Source organism: Clostridium sp. UBA7339 (assembly GCF_002470865.1).
GTDB lineage: Bacteria > Bacillota > Clostridia > Clostridiales > Clostridiaceae > Clostridium_J > Clostridium_J sulfidigenes.
Genome location: NZ_DKPI01000006.1, coordinates 1307367 through 1322385, shown reverse-complemented (window position 1 = coordinate 1322385; position 15019 = coordinate 1307367). Strand labels below are relative to the sequence as shown.

The window sequence follows — 15019 nt, the reverse complement described above, 5'->3', positions numbered from 1 at the left end:
AAATGTATGAATTTTTAGATAGGCGGTATGCTCTAGCTCTTTATGAAATGTGTAAAGAAGCAGGTAATATAGAAACTGTTTTGGAAGAACTAGGTGAAGTAGTTGAGGAAATGGATAATAATGAAGGACTTATAAAGATTATCAGAAATCCTCAAATTAATAAGCACAATAAAAAGAGAATATTTGAGGAATTATTTAAGGGTAAGATAGAGGATGAACTTTTAAGTTTTTTACTATTACTTATTGACAAAGGAAGGATACTTTATCTGAGGGAAAAGTATAATCAGTTTAGATTAGTATACCTTAAAAATAATAATACCGTTGTAGCTAAAATTAAGTCTGTAATTCCATTAAATCATAATGAACGAGAAACTATTAAAAGTAAGTTAGAAAAACGTTATGAAAAGACAGTAATAATAGAGGAAGAAATAGATAAATCTCTATTAGGTGGAATGTTAATCTCTGTAGGAGATGAAACCATAGATGGAACTATTAAGACTAAACTTATGGATCTTAAGAATATATCAGAAGGTAACGTAGGTAGATATAACTTTAGTGAGCTTAATAAAGAATTATTAGCAGATATTATAACAAATAAACCTCTAAATGAAGAAGAAACAAAAAAATTAAGAGGTTGGTTAATGGATTTCTATAGTAGAGAAATTGTCATAAATAATATAGTAGATGAGTCTTACAAAGATGATATCAAAGTTATTATAGGTGAAGATATAACTACTAAAGCTACAATTGATGAGATAGTTAATAGTGAAAAATGTAAGATTGGTAAGGCTAAATCTCAAGAGTGTATTATAGATTTAGATGAAAAAGGTAAAATTCTTAATGCCACAGTTAGGACTGTAATTCCACTAACTGATGAAGAGAGAATTAAGTTAACTAAAGGACTTGAGAAGTTCTATAGTAGAAAAATAGTAATCCATGAAGAAATAGATGAGAGTATAGTTGGTGGAGTATTAGTTAAAATAGGAAATGATATTACTGATGGAACAGTAAAAAGTAAGCTTAGATATGTTAGAGATGACATGTAATACAGGCTTTAAATCGTGGTGAGAATAGAGGTGGAATCATGCATATTAAACCAGGTGAGATAACATCTATTATAAAAAGAGAATTAGATAGATATGAAAGTCACATTAACACTATAGATTCTGGAACCATAATCCAAATTGGAGATGGTATAGCTAGAATATATGGATTAGATAATTGTTTAGAAGGAGAGCTATTAGAATTTCCTAATAACGTATACGGAATTGCCCTTAACTTAGAGCAAGACAATGTTGGATGCGTATTATTAGGTTCTGAAGAAGGTATCAGAGAAGGCGATATAGTAAAAAGAACGGGTAGAGTAGTAGAAGTACCTGTTGGTGAAGCTCTTGTAGGAAGAGTTGTAGATTCTCTAGGAAATCCTATCGATGGTAACGGAATGATAGTAACTTCAGAATATAGAGCTGTAGAAGTAGAAGCTCCGGGAGTTATAGAGAGACAATCAGTAAAAAGTCCTATGCAAACAGGTATAAAGGCTATAGACTCTATGATTCCAATTGGAAAAGGTCAAAGAGAGTTAATTGTAGGAGACAGACAGACTGGAAAAAGTGCATTAGCAATAGATGCTATCATAAATCAAAGGGGTAAAAATGTAACTTGTGTTTATGTAGCTATAGGTCAAAAGCAGTCAACTGTTGCTAATATAGTTAATACACTAAAGGCTGAGGGGGCTATGGACTATACAATAGTTGTAGCTGCAACGGCATCACAATCTGCATCTCTTCAATATTTAGCACCTTTCTCAGGATGTTCAATGGCTGAATATTTTATGTATAAAGGTGGAGATGCACTTATAGTATATGATGATTTGTCTAAGCACGCTGTTGCTTATAGAACTATGTCATTATTACTTCGTAGACCACCAGGAAGAGAAGCTTATCCAGGAGATGTATTCTATCTTCACTCAAGACTTTTAGAAAGAGCTTCAAAACTTTCTGATGACTTAGGAGGAGGATCATTAACTGCTCTTCCAATAATAGAAACTTTAGCAGGAGATGTTACAGCATATATTCCTACAAATGTAATATCTATAACAGATGGTCAAATTTTCTTAGAATCTGACTTGTTCCATGCAGGTCAAAGACCAGCGGTAAATGCAGGTATATCAGTATCTAGGGTTGGAGGAAATGCGCAAATTAAAGCTATGAAACAAGTATCATCAACCCTTAGAATAGAACTTGCTCAATATAGAGAACTTGTGAACTTTACTCAATTTGGATCAGATTTAGATAAGGAAACTGTTAAGAGACTTGAAAAGGGTAAAAGACTTATAGAAATATTAAAGCAAGGACAATATGCTCCTATGGATGTAGAAAAGCAAGTAATAATAATATATTGCGGAGTGAATGATTTCTTAAGCGATATTCCAGTTCATAAGGTTAAAGCCTTTGAAAAGGAATTTTTAGAATATATAGGTACTCATTATAGAGACATCCCAAGTTCTATAAAAGAAAAACAAGAATTAGATTCAGAAATAAAAGAAAGACTTAATATGGCCATAACTGAATTTAAAAAAGTATTTTTAACTGAAATTTAGAGATATCACCTAAATTTTTAGGAGGTGAAAATATGGGCGTTGCAGGATTAGTTATTTTAAAAAAGAGAATAAAATCTATAGAGAATACAAAAAAGCTTACTAAGGCTATGGCCTTAGTAGCAACATCTAAACTAAAAAAGGTAAGGGTATCCTTATATACAAATGACACGTATTTTAAAAGCTATAGAGAAGTTATGAATGAAGTAATTCCATCACTGCCAAAAGAAAATAGATATATGCAATCCAATGGAAGTAAAAAGAAATTAATCATTGTTATAACTTCAGATATGGGAATGTGCGGTGCTTATAATAATAATGTTATAGATAAGCTTAAAGGGATAACTAAAGGCCATGAAGAGGATTATTTAATAGCAGTTATTGGTGAAAAAGGTAAAAGCTTAGCTAAGAGACATAGGATTAAGACATTAGATAAATATAATCAAACTATCTCTGATGTGCCTACAGCTACTGAAGCTAAGAGTATCTTTGAGTATAGCTTCAATATGTTTAGTGAAGAAAAAGTAGGAGAAGTAAGTATACTTTATACTTGGTTTAAAAATCCAATAGTAAAAGAACCAAAAGAGTGTAGATTATTGCCTCTTACTTTTGAAGAAAGCGAAGAAGACCATATTGGTGAAGATGAATTTGATATAGAAGGAAACAAAGAAGAGCTTATAGAGTCAATAGTACCATCCTATTGTAATGCAATGATACTTAATGCAATGATAAATTCTAAGGCTTCAGAACAGGGAAATAGAATGGAGACAATGAATAGTGCGACTCAAAATGCAGATGAATTAATAGCTTCTTTAAGGTTAAAATATAATAGGGTTAGACAAGGGGCTATCACTCAAGAGATTTCAGAAATTATTGGTGGAGCTCAAGCACAAAGTTAATAAGCCATTATATAGTAACCTATATAAAAAGTATAGATAGGAGGAGTTATATTTAACTTATATATTAATATAGTTAGATGTAGCGAATTAATATGGCACAACGTATTGGTAAAGTAGTTCAAATTATTGGACCAGTAATAGATATAAAATTTGACACAGACTCATTGCCTAACATTTATAATGCAATCCAAATTAAGATGGATGGTAGAGTTATTGTTGCTGAGGTTGAACAACATATAGGTGATGATATAGTTAGAACTATATCTATGGAATCAACAGAAGGACTTAAACGTGGAGTTAAGGCTATAGATACAGGAAGACCTATTGAAGTGCCTGTAGGAGAACAGGTACTTGGAAGATTGTTCAATGTATTAGGTCAAACTAAAGATGGAAAAGGTCCTCTTGATACTAATAATTATTATACAATTCATAGACCAGCTCCAAGCTTTGCTGAGCAATCTGTGGAACCAGAAATGTTTGAAACTGGCATAAAGGTTATAGATTTAATAGCACCATATCAAAAGGGTGGAAAGATAGGACTTTTTGGTGGTGCAGGAGTTGGTAAAACTGTACTTATACAAGAATTAATCAACAATATAGCTAGAGAACATGGTGGATTATCAGTATTCACTGGTGTAGGAGAGCGTACAAGAGAAGGAAATGACTTATACAATGAGATGCTAGATTCAGGGGTTATAAATAAGACAGCTTTAGTATTTGGACAAATGAATGAGTCACCAGGAGCTAGAATGAGAGTTGCACTTACAGGACTTACTATGTCTGAATACTTCAGAGATAAAGGTCAAGATGTATTATTATTTATAGATAATATATTTAGATTTACTCAGGCAGGTTCAGAGGTTTCTGCATTATTAGGTAGAATACCAAGTGCTGTAGGATACCAACCAACCCTAGCAACAGAGATGGGGGCATTACAAGAACGTATAACATCTACTAACAGTGGATCAATTACTTCTGTTCAAGCAGTATATGTTCCTGCTGATGACCTTACTGACCCAGCACCAGCAACAACATTTAGCCATCTTGATGCAACTACAGTTCTATCTAGAGCTATAGTAGAGCTTGGAATATATCCTGCGGTTGATCCATTAGAATCAAGCTCAAGAGTACTAGATCCTAGAATTGTTGGTGAGGAACATTATGAAATATCTACTCAAGTAAAGTACATTCTTGAAAGGTATAAAGAACTTCAAGATATTATAGCTATATTAGGTGTAGATGAATTATCAGATGAAGATAAAATTCTTGTTAATAGAGCAAGAAGAGTTCAAAGATTTTTATCTCAACCTTTTACAGTAGGAGAGCAATTCACTGGTTTAAAAGGTAGATATGTTCCTATAAAAGAAACAATAAGAGGATTCAAGGAAATATTAGAAGGTAAACATGATCATTTACCAGAGTCAGCATTCTTATTTGCAGGAACAATAGATGATGTTATAGAGAAAGCTAAGACTTTGGGTTAATATTATTTTGGATGTGATAAAATATGAAAAAGGTCTTTAAGCTTATAATAATTACTCCAGAGAGTGAGTTTTTTAAAGGAGATGCAGTCTCTTTAAACTGTGAAACTACAGAAGGCAGACTAGGAATTCTTCCAGATCATTCTGCTATAATTGCAGGACTTGTACCAACAATAACAACCTTTGAAGATGTAGATGGAAAGAAGTACAAAGTTAATACTTCTGACGGAGTCCTAAAGGTAAGGAAAAATAATGTTAGTATTCTCTGTACTATAGCACAATGGGTAGAATAAATTTCGGTACCATATATTTCAAATATTCATATAAACAGAGTTCTTAGCTTCTTCGAAGCTTAGAACTCGTTATCCAGGGACGTAGCAGCTCTTTACTGCCACTTTGAAGAAGATGGGAGTATTAGAGCTGGTAGTCATCGGACAAACTAAAAGGAGCACATTAAATGATATGAAAATCATTTAATGTGCTCCTTTAAATTACCTTGGAATAAAATTCAACAATAATTCAAAATAATAAAAATATTTTGAGAATAGTATTGCTATATATAGTATTACTACATATAATATTATTATACATATTAAGTAAAAGGAGGGGTGTTATTGGAAATAGATAAAGAGTTATTAAAAGGGTTTATAGACATTTTAATTTTATCTATTATTAAAGGTAATGATTATATTTATGGATATAACATAATGAAACTAGTTAATATAGCTGCTGAAGATAACTTTGAACTTCAAACAGGAACTTTATATATAGCTTTAAAAAGATTAGAAAAACAAAATTTTATCACATCTAAAGTAATAGAAGGAGATAATGGAATTAAAAGAAGGCATTATTTAATTACAAAAGAAGGTGAAGTTCAACTTAATAAATTGAATGGAGATTTTAATAAGATAACAGAGCTTATTTTAAAGTTTAGAGAGGGGGCAGTTAATAGTGAATAATTTAAGTATTAAGTTAAAGAGGAAAATAAATAGATACTTAAGAAAGCTCTTTAGTTCAGCTTTTGAAGATACATTAGAAGTTAAAGAATTAAAGGAAGAATTAAAAAGTTACATTATAACTGAAGTTAGTGATTTAGTGGAATCGGGTAAATCTGAGGAGGAGGCTTTTGAAATAGCTAAAAATAATATAGGGAATAATTCTGACTTTGAGGAAGGAATATCAGGTATATTTAATAATACTAAATATTTATTTATCCTTAAATCTAGTTATGTATGTATGATCATATATATAATTATTCAATTGCTTGTGCGACTAAAGATTATAGGCATTATAGATATATCACATTATAACCTTAGAATCATGTCTAAATTTAGTTTTATAGTATTCATAATAGGAACTATCATATTTTTTATATGGACATTTATGAATTTTATTTTTACAAGTCGAACCTTTAAGTTTAAGATTCAAGCTATTGTTATAAATATCTTAAATATTTTCATTAGTATGTTATGGGTTATGGCTTCTAAAGGGATAGTCAATGTTTTTAGAGTAGAAAAAAGTTTTTATATAGCGTTATTTTTAGATATGATTTTATATTTTACTGTATATAGTAAAAAGGTTTTTAAATTTAAATAAAATTAGGATGTGTGAATTATGATAAAAAAGATTATATCAGCAATAATGTCATTCATGATGGTAGGCATGTTTTTAGTAGCCTGCACACCGAAGAAAGATGATGCAGAAGAAAACATAAGAGGATTTATAGAAGGGCACTATGTAGCAGATAAAGATGATTTAGAAGCCTGTGGTGATTATGTTAAAAATGGAATTGGTATAGGGGACAATTTAAACAAAAAAGATAAAGAGATGGCAGAGTATATGACTGAAGAAGGATTTGATGGATATAGAATTGATAGGACTCTTTTTTATAGATTTAAACTACTTTATGAAAAAAATTGCACATCAGAAATAAAAGATGTAGAGATAGTGGAAAAAGAAAAGTCAGAGGATATGAGAAGGTTTAATCTTAAGTTCAATTGGATTATAAAAAATGATAAAGATGAGATAGTTAAGGAGCATAGGATAGATAAAGATATATATCTTTCAGAAGAACATGGTAGTTGGCTTATAAACCAGTATAACAAGTTAGAGATATTACATGGTGACTTTAATATGGTATAGTTAATATTTTTATATACATTAAGCCAACCTTATCTTAAATATGTACCATAGAGGGAGAAAATAGAAAGATAATTTATGTGATTTCATAAATTATCTTTTTATTTTCTACATTACGTTGAAAAGTAATTTATTTATGAACACATTTTAAAAGTTGCTATATATTATTAGTATAAATAAAAATATAACTTCTTACATTATATGTAAATACGAATAAAAAAAGTAAAAAGGTTAATGATTTAATATAAGTGGATTTATTCTTATATTAAGGTGGGATATGTATGAAGTTATATATTAAGTTATTAATTGTGGTGATGTTCACATTAAGCATATTAATTATACGGGATAAAACTTTTTATGGGAAGAGTGAAGAGGATATGTTTAGTGGAATATTAAATAGTGTAAATGCTTCTACTGAGGAATATGTAGTGGAGGGCAGGTTTTATAGTCAAGAAAGTAAAGAAAATATATATGAAACTATAATAACTAATATAGAAAAGGCTATGGGACAAGTTTACCAAGAAGTTAATAAGGACTTAAGTTTTAAAATAGATTATAACCATGAAGAATATGATGGAAGGATTTCAATAGCTGATTATGGTAAAGGATATGATGTTGTACTAAGAATTTCTATTTGTAAACCTAATTTAGATATTGATGAAGAAAAAACTGTAGAAAAGAAAATTAAAGAAATTTTATCCCCAATTAGTAGTAAGGTGGAATACTCGCTATATGTAAAAAGTAAAATCTTAAACGGCACAATAGATGAAACAAGAGATGTGATTTTAAAGCAATTATATTTAAATAAAGCACAAAATATTGATGAAGTAGAAATAAGTAATGGATATAGTATTATAAGCAATACAAATTTATACGATAAAGAAATAATACTAGGTGAGGAGATAGATTTTAACTGTGCTATAGTTAGATATTCCTCAGGATGCTATTTAATAATGGGGACACCTGTAATCAGGATAACATACTAAGAAATAGCATTTTAAATGGAGGATTAACATGAGTAAATTTTATATAAATGGAAACCGTAGATTAAAAGGGAGTGTAAACATAAGTTCAGCCAAGAATGCTGTATTACCAATACTAGTGTCCACTATACTAACAGATAGTGTATCAACCATCAATGGATCACCTATGCTAGAAGATGTATTTGTACTATGTGAGGTATTAAGATCTCTTTCAGCAGAGGTTAATATAGATAGAGATAATAATAAAATTGATATTAATACAAAAAACTTAAAATATGAAGGTATAGATAATGACTTAGTAAGAAAAATGAGAGCATCTTTCCTAGTTATAGGAGCTATGGTAGCTAGATTTGGAAAGGCAAAAATTTCTCTGCCTGGAGGATGTAAAATAGGATCTAGACCTATAGATTTGCATTTGAAGGGACTAAAAGCTTTAGGAGCAACAATTAAAGAGGAACACGGATATGTTGAAGTAGTTGCAGAACAATTAGAGGGTAATACAGTTTATTTAGACTTCCCATCTGTGGGAGCCACAGAGAACTTGATGATGGCTGCAACTCTTGCTAAAGGAGATACTTTTATAGAGAATGCAGCTAAGGAACCTGAGATAGTAGACTTAGCAAATTTTTTAAATAAAATGGGGGCTAAGATTCAAGGTGCAGGAAGTGGTAAGATATGCATAACAGGAGTAAAAAGATTAGAAGGAGTTTCGTATACGCCTATATTTGATAGGATTGAAGCAGGAACATTTATAATAGCAGCACCCATTACAAAAAGTAAAATTACAATAGAAGGTGTGGATGAAGAACATCTCAAGTCAGTGATAGTTAAATTACGTGAAATGGGTGTTAAGATTGATGTATTCGGAAATAAAATTGTTGTAGATGGAGATGTAGAATTAAAACCCACAGATATTATGACTATGCCTCATCCAGGATTTCCAACAGATATGCAATCACAAATGATGACATTATTAAGTATTACCCCTGGAAGAAGCAGTGTGACAGAAACTATATTTGAAAATAGGTTTATGCAGGTGGCAGAGTTAAGAAGGATGGGAGCTAATATTAATGTTAACGGAAGAATTGCGACAATAGAAGGTGTTAAAGAGCTTACAGGAGCTGAAGTAGTAGCACCAGATCTTCGAGCAGGAGCAGGACTGGTTTTGGCAGGTTTATGTGCTAAGGGTGAGACTATAGTAGATCACATATACCATATAGATAGAGGATATGTAACAATAGAGGATAAACTCAATGCCCTAGGCGCAGAAATAACTAGAATATAATTATACTTTATATAGCTCAGCTTTTAATTTAAGGCTGGGCATTTTTATATTTACAAAATTATAAGCATATTACCATAAATATAATAATAAATATAACTAAGTCTATCTAGTATAGGAGAGAAGTTTATTTATTAGGAGGAAGAAAAGTGAAGTACTATGGGAGGATTAAAATAAATATTAATTATGATAAAGCTATAGTTGTTATTAAACCAATATTGATGGTGGCTATTTATTCAGCAGTATTACTAGGATTTCTAATATTATCCTATAAATTGATATTAGGTGAAGGAGGTAATATAGGTAAAAAAGGAAATGACTCATCACAGGCTATAGAAGTGATGCAATCTAAAAATAAAGGTGAGAAATCAAATAAGGGCATTTCCTTTAAGCTAGATGTAGATACAATAAAGGTTTATTTGACAAAGGAAAATAGGATTATAGAGGTGCCTTTAGAAGAATATATTAAGGGAGTAGTATGTAGTGAGATGCCATTAAACTTTAATAAAGAGGCTTTGAAGGCACAAGCTATAGCAGCAAGGACATATACCTTAGCTCATACAAAAGCTGTATCAAGTGGATGTGCCAATGGAAGAGGAGCAGATTTGTGTGATACTGTTCATTGTCAGGTATATACACCCAAAGAAGTAAAAATAGCTCAGTTAGGTATAGGTGGAGAAAATAAATGGAAACTAGTTGAAGATGTGGTGAATGAGACTAGAGGACAGGTGTTAACATATAATAATGAATTAGTATTGGGGGCGTATTATTTCTCTACAAGTAGTGGAAAAACTGAAAATGTTGAAGATGTATTTTCTACAGCACTACCTTATCTTAGAAGTGTTGAAAGTTTAGGTGAAGATATTGCACCAAGATATAAAAGTACGGAAACTATAGACATAAACAGATTTGCGCAAGTGGTTAATAGCAGTTATAGTAATGCAAATTTATCACCAGCTAATCTAGAAGATCATATTAAAGTAAATAATTATACAGATGGTGGGTCAGTGAAAGAAATAACCCTTGGTAATGTTACTATAACAGGGGTTAAATTTAGACAGTTGTTTGGATTGAATTCCGCTAACTTCTCTTTAGAGTTTTTAAATAATCAAGTTGTTATAAATTGTAATGGCTTTGGTCATGGAGTAGGTATGAGTCAATGGGGAGCTAATGTAATGGCTAGTCAAGGCAAGAGTTGTGAAGAGATTTTAAAACATTATTATACAGGTATTGAAATAAAAAAAATCAATGAAAATTAGAAAGAAATAGGGCTTTTGCCCTATTTTTTTAGTTTTTAGCAAAAAAATATGAAAAAAATGAGATAAATAAGAAAAAAATTTTCTTATAGTGTATTAATTTCCCAATAAACGTCCACAATACTGATGGAGGTGTTTTTATGAACAATAAACTTAACAAAGTGAAGCAATTTTTCAAAAAAGAAGGCTTCTATGTAATTTTATTTGTTTGTCTATGTGCTGTTGCTACAGTTGCAGCTATAACAGCTGGAAGAAATAACAATAAAAATTCTGAAGAAGATAAAGTAGCATTAGAACAAACAGAAAAAGAAGTTGTAACTCAACCAGAAAAACCTGAGAATGCACTACAAGTTAAAGAGGAGCTTGAGCCAGTACCAACAGTTAAGAATAATGATACTGCAGCAGTTTCATCTCAAACTAAAGTTAGTTTTAAAAATCCAGTAGAGGGTACTTTAGGTAGAGCATATTCTGAAGATCCAGTATATTGGGCAACAACTAAGAGTTATAAAAATCACTTAGCTATGGATGTTAAAGCTGCAGAAGGTTCAGCAGTTGTAGCAGTAAGTGCTGGAGTGGTTAAAAAAGTAGATGCAAATACAGAAGGTACCTATGTAGAAATAGACCATCAAAATGGACTAACTACAATATATGGAAACCTTAAAGAACAGGTTCTAGTTAAAGCTGGAGATAAAGTTACAGCTGGTAAAGAAATAGGAGCTGTAGGTAAAACTACAAACCTTGCATATGAGGAATATGGAGATTATCTTCACTTCCAAGTATTACAAGATGGAAAAGAAGTAGACCCAGCTAAATATGTTAGTTATAAGAAATAACTAAAATAGAATTAATATTCTTGCTAGCTTTAAAACTTTAAAGTAAAAGGCTAGCAAGAATGTAATTTAAATAAGGAAGTTAGCATATTTATAATTATAGAAGGGTTAAGGAGGTAACGCTTTGAAAGACTATATTGAAGATAGAGTACTAGAAGTAGCAAAATATATAATAGAATCCGAGGCTACAATAAGAAAAACAGCATCGGTATTTGGTGTAAGTAAAAGTACAATCCATAAGGATATGACTGAGAGATTACCTAAAATAAATGCTCAAATAGCAGAGGAAGCAAAAAACATCTTAGATCTAAATAAAGCTGAAAGACACATTAGAGGTGGAAAAGCTACTAAAATGAAATATAAAACAATTGAAGGTTAGGTAGAATAGTAATATAATAGGTGTATATTGTTTTAGTAAATATTGTATAGTATTTCAATAAGAAGAAAATACTAGAGAGCAGGAGTGAATTTTAAGATGTTTTTTTTCGGTGTAGGAACAGATATGGGAATAGACCTAGGTACGGCTACAGTACTGGTTTACACAAAGGGTAAGGGTATAATACTAAAAGAACCTTCAGTTGTAGCAATAGATAAAAGTGCCAATAAGGTCTTAGCAGTAGGTGAAGAAGCTAGAAAAATGATAGGTAGGACGCCAGGAAATATTGTTGCAATTCGTCCACTTAGAGATGGGGTAATATCAGATTATGATGTTACAGAAAAAATGTTAGAGCACTTTATTAAAAAAGCTTGCGGTAAGAGAAAGATGTCAACACCAAGAGTTGTAATGTGCGTACCATGTGAGGCTACTGAAGTAGAAAGAAGAGCTGTTGAGGATGCGGCAAGAAATGCAGGAGCTAAAAAGGTTTTATTAATTGAAGAACCTTTGGCAGCAGCTATAGGAGCGGGGTTAGACATAACTAAAGCTAGTGGGAATATGGTTATTGACATAGGTGGAGGTACCACCGATATAGCAGTAATTTCTCTAGGAGGAATGGTTGTAAGAGAGTCTATTAAAGTTGCTGGAGACGATTTTGATGATGCTATAATTCGTTACATAAGGAAAAAGCATAAATTAATGATTGGAGAAAGAACAGCAGAAGAACTTAAAATAAACATTGGATGCGCATATCCTAAAGATGAGGACATTAAGGCAGAGATAAGAGGAAGAGATCTTATAACTGGACTACCTAAAAATATCACAGTTTGTTCTAGTGAGATGGAAGAGGCATTAAAAGAAGCTGTTACTTCCATAGCTGAATGTGCACATTCTGTACTAGAAAAAACACCACCTGAACTGGCTGCAGATATAGCTGATAAAGGTATAATAATGACTGGTGGAGGAGCTTTATTAGATGGATTAGACAAACTCATTGAAAAAGTTACTAATGTACCAGTATATGTAGCAGAAGATTCAGTATCTTGTGTAGCTGTTGGAACAGGAAAAATGCTTGACTATGTAGATAAGTTAGACGATTCGTTTACAGGATATAATGTTTCAATAAATAGTTAAGATGTACAAGTTAGAATATTAAACCTATATTTTAAATTATGTAAATAAGTTTATATGATGTCCAACAATAGAAGTTAAAAATAAAGGTTATATAAATATAAAAATGTGATTTAATATACCTACTATGCAAAAAAAATATTTGTATAGTAGGTATATTTTATTTTGTATCATTTCTAGTTGGTGTAAGGAACTCATTTTCTATGAAAGGGAGAGTTAATAAAAACTATAATTATATCTTCGAAATTAAGGGTTGTTAAAAAGATTTTAATAGTATAAATAAGTCCATGTACTGTATATAATATCTAGGTGATAATCGTTCATCATTAATCACATAATGAGCTGAGATAATACCCATGAACAAGTCCTTGAGTTATTACTTTAGAGATTTCCAAAATTAGATTTAATCGTATATTTCTACTTGTAAAGGGTTCATCAATATCGCTAGAATCGACAATACCTATTATTGATATATCACCTACGGGAGAAAGAGATTTACCAACACCTTTTCCAGGATTAATGGGGTAATCCCGAACTTGTATCTCGCCAATTTTATTAGGAGGACCAAGACAAGCATCGATACCAATAATTTTAGAATCTGGATGTTTTAATTTTATATCCGATAGTTTACTATCTAAATTTAATGCGTGTATAGGATTAGCTATAGTTCCATAGACTGGCAATGGGAAAAATTTTTCTTCTAACATGCTGCCAATAAGAGGACCTAAGCAGTCTCCAATGCATCTATCAGTTCCTATACAAACAATAATTGTGTTTGCATTTAATTCATCTTTTAAAAAGTTGGATAAGGTATAATAACCTAATGAATCTTTGTAATGAATCTTAACTTTGCTCACAGAAACACCTCCATATGAATTTATATGAAGCAACTTCGGTATAAATTCTAAAAAATATGGAATAATTTAGATAGTTTTTATTTAAGGAGGATATGTTATGAATAGAAAGGGATATTCTGTAATCATAATTCTATATACAATAGTAAATATAATAGCGTTAGTGAGCTTTAATATAAGTAATGAAAACTTATATTACAAAGAGGAAAATAAGGTTATAGCTAAAAGCAGTGAGAAAGCTGAAAATTATAATAAAGAAATTACTACTGGTATAGAAAAGGAGAATATGGATGCAAATACTTCACAGGATTTAATTAAGAATAATGGGGTTAATGAAACTAGTGTATCAGATGAAGAATTAAAAAAAAGAAGAATTGAAGCTAATAGAGAAAGGCAAAATCAGCTAAATCAAATTTATAAGAGTGATAATGAAATAGTTAAAACTGATGAAATCGAGTTTGACAAATATAATAAGCAGGTTAAGGAAAAAAACAAAGTAATGAAGGTACCACCAGAAGAATTAATAGATGAGTTAACAATTTCAGAGAAGGCAAAGATAATAGGTATATGCAAAGCGTTGAATGAAGAAGACTATTCAGAGATAAACGAATTCCTTACTTATAATAATGAACGATTAGCTGTATTAAGAACTCTCAATGTAATAGAGCGTAAGGTAGATGAAGAGCAAATAGAAGAATTAAAGAAAATATTTTCTAAATATATAGATATGGACAAAGTAGAAGGAAATTAATTATATAAATAACTATTTAAATATAAACTTATACTTATAGTTCTCTAGGAAAATAGATATCTAGTTTCCTAGAAAACTATTAAAATAGAGAACTATAAAAATAGTTGTTCTGTTCATGCGGGTTTCAGGTATTATCCTGTAAGAAATAAATTAAATATATTGAAATAATAGTTTATTATTAATGCTTTTAATTAGTATAATGATTTAAATTTAAGTGACGAAATGCCTAAAATGAAAAAATTATGATTAATTGAGAAAAAAACAATAAAATTTTTATAAAAATATTGAAAAAAGGGGTTGAAAAAAAATCAATATAATTGTATACTAAGTCTTGTCAGTTTAGTGACATTTTTATTTATGTAAAAGATTGGGAATTAGCTCAGGTCAAGCTAATGTGAAAATCTAGTTATATTAAAATTATGGAGGAGTTCCCGAGTGGCC

General features: G+C 30.7%; 16 protein-coding genes. 15 read left to right on the top strand and 1 reads right to left on the bottom strand.

The features are described 5' to 3' along the window. The first annotated feature begins 2 nt into the window (after nt 1–2). From B2S02_RS09720 to B2S02_RS09655, 14 genes are all read left to right on the top strand, one after another. The gene (locus B2S02_RS09720) at nt 3–1046 is read left to right on the top strand and encodes a F0F1 ATP synthase subunit delta (protein ID WP_346846998.1); all 1044 of its coding nucleotides are present in this window, start codon (nt 3–5) and stop codon (nt 1044–1046) included. Nucleotides 1047–1084: 38 nt separating this feature from the next. Then, nucleotides 1085–2599, top strand: a complete 1515-nt coding sequence (atpA, locus tag B2S02_RS09715) for a F0F1 ATP synthase subunit alpha (RefSeq protein WP_346846999.1) — start codon at nt 1085–1087, stop codon at nt 2597–2599. A gap of 32 nt (nt 2600–2631) precedes the next feature. Next, complete coding sequence (gene atpG / locus B2S02_RS09710) at nt 2632–3495, top strand: ATP synthase F1 subunit gamma (RefSeq protein ID WP_346847000.1); 864 nt, start codon at nt 2632–2634, stop codon at nt 3493–3495. A 92-nt stretch (nt 3496–3587) separates the two neighbouring features. After that, a complete protein-coding gene (atpD, locus tag B2S02_RS09705; protein WP_346847001.1) occupies nt 3588–4979 on the top strand; it encodes a F0F1 ATP synthase subunit beta in 1392 nt (463 codons plus the stop codon). 23 nt (nt 4980–5002) lie between these two features. Then, nucleotides 5003–5269, top strand: coding sequence for a hypothetical protein (locus tag B2S02_RS09700; protein WP_346847002.1), 267 nt, complete (start codon nt 5003–5005; stop codon nt 5267–5269). A gap of 321 nt (nt 5270–5590) precedes the next feature. Continuing rightward, nucleotides 5591–5935 (top strand): PadR family transcriptional regulator, encoded by a 345-nt coding sequence (locus B2S02_RS09695; protein ID WP_346920651.1) that lies wholly within the window; start codon nt 5591–5593, stop codon nt 5933–5935. Further along, a complete protein-coding gene (locus B2S02_RS09690) occupies nt 5928–6572 on the top strand; it encodes a permease prefix domain 1-containing protein (protein WP_346920650.1) in 645 nt (214 codons plus the stop codon). The genes B2S02_RS09695 and B2S02_RS09690 overlap by 8 nt, the downstream gene beginning before the upstream one ends. Before the next feature lie 18 nt (nt 6573–6590). Continuing rightward, on the top strand, nt 6591–7118 hold the full coding sequence (locus B2S02_RS09685; RefSeq protein WP_346920649.1) for a hypothetical protein: 528 nt from the start codon (nt 6591–6593) through the stop codon (nt 7116–7118). 278 nt (nt 7119–7396) lie between these two features. Then, a complete protein-coding gene (locus tag B2S02_RS09680) occupies nt 7397–8101 on the top strand; it encodes a hypothetical protein (protein WP_346847006.1) in 705 nt (234 codons plus the stop codon). Nucleotides 8102–8129: 28 nt separating this feature from the next. Continuing rightward, nucleotides 8130–9383, top strand: coding sequence for a UDP-N-acetylglucosamine 1-carboxyvinyltransferase (murA, locus tag B2S02_RS09675; RefSeq protein ID WP_035135404.1), 1254 nt, complete (start codon nt 8130–8132; stop codon nt 9381–9383). A 146-nt stretch (nt 9384–9529) separates the two neighbouring features. Further along, nucleotides 9530–10639 (top strand): stage II sporulation protein D, encoded by a 1110-nt coding sequence (spoIID, locus tag B2S02_RS09670; protein ID WP_346847008.1) that lies wholly within the window; start codon nt 9530–9532, stop codon nt 10637–10639. A 137-nt stretch (nt 10640–10776) separates the two neighbouring features. Further along, nucleotides 10777–11469, top strand: a complete 693-nt coding sequence (locus B2S02_RS09665) for a M23 family metallopeptidase (protein WP_346847009.1) — start codon at nt 10777–10779, stop codon at nt 11467–11469. 121 nt (nt 11470–11590) lie between these two features. Next, the gene (gene spoIIID / locus B2S02_RS09660) at nt 11591–11845 is read left to right on the top strand and encodes a sporulation transcriptional regulator SpoIIID (protein WP_035135408.1); all 255 of its coding nucleotides are present in this window, start codon (nt 11591–11593) and stop codon (nt 11843–11845) included. A gap of 96 nt (nt 11846–11941) precedes the next feature. Next, a complete protein-coding gene (locus tag B2S02_RS09655) occupies nt 11942–12976 on the top strand; it encodes a rod shape-determining protein (RefSeq protein WP_346847010.1) in 1035 nt (344 codons plus the stop codon). Between the two features lie 323 nt (nt 12977–13299). On the opposite strand, the gene yyaC is transcribed toward B2S02_RS09655, so the two are convergent. Next, entirely contained in the window at nt 13300–13830 is a 531-nt protein-coding gene (gene yyaC, locus B2S02_RS09650; RefSeq protein WP_035135412.1) for a spore protease YyaC, read from the bottom strand. A 97-nt stretch (nt 13831–13927) separates the two neighbouring features. On the opposite strand from yyaC, the gene B2S02_RS09645 reads away from it, so the two are divergent. After that, nucleotides 13928–14578: a hypothetical protein gene (locus B2S02_RS09645; protein WP_346847011.1), complete on the top strand. Its 651-nt coding sequence runs from the start codon at nt 13928–13930 to the stop codon at nt 14576–14578. Nucleotides 14579–15019: the final 441 nt, after the last annotated feature.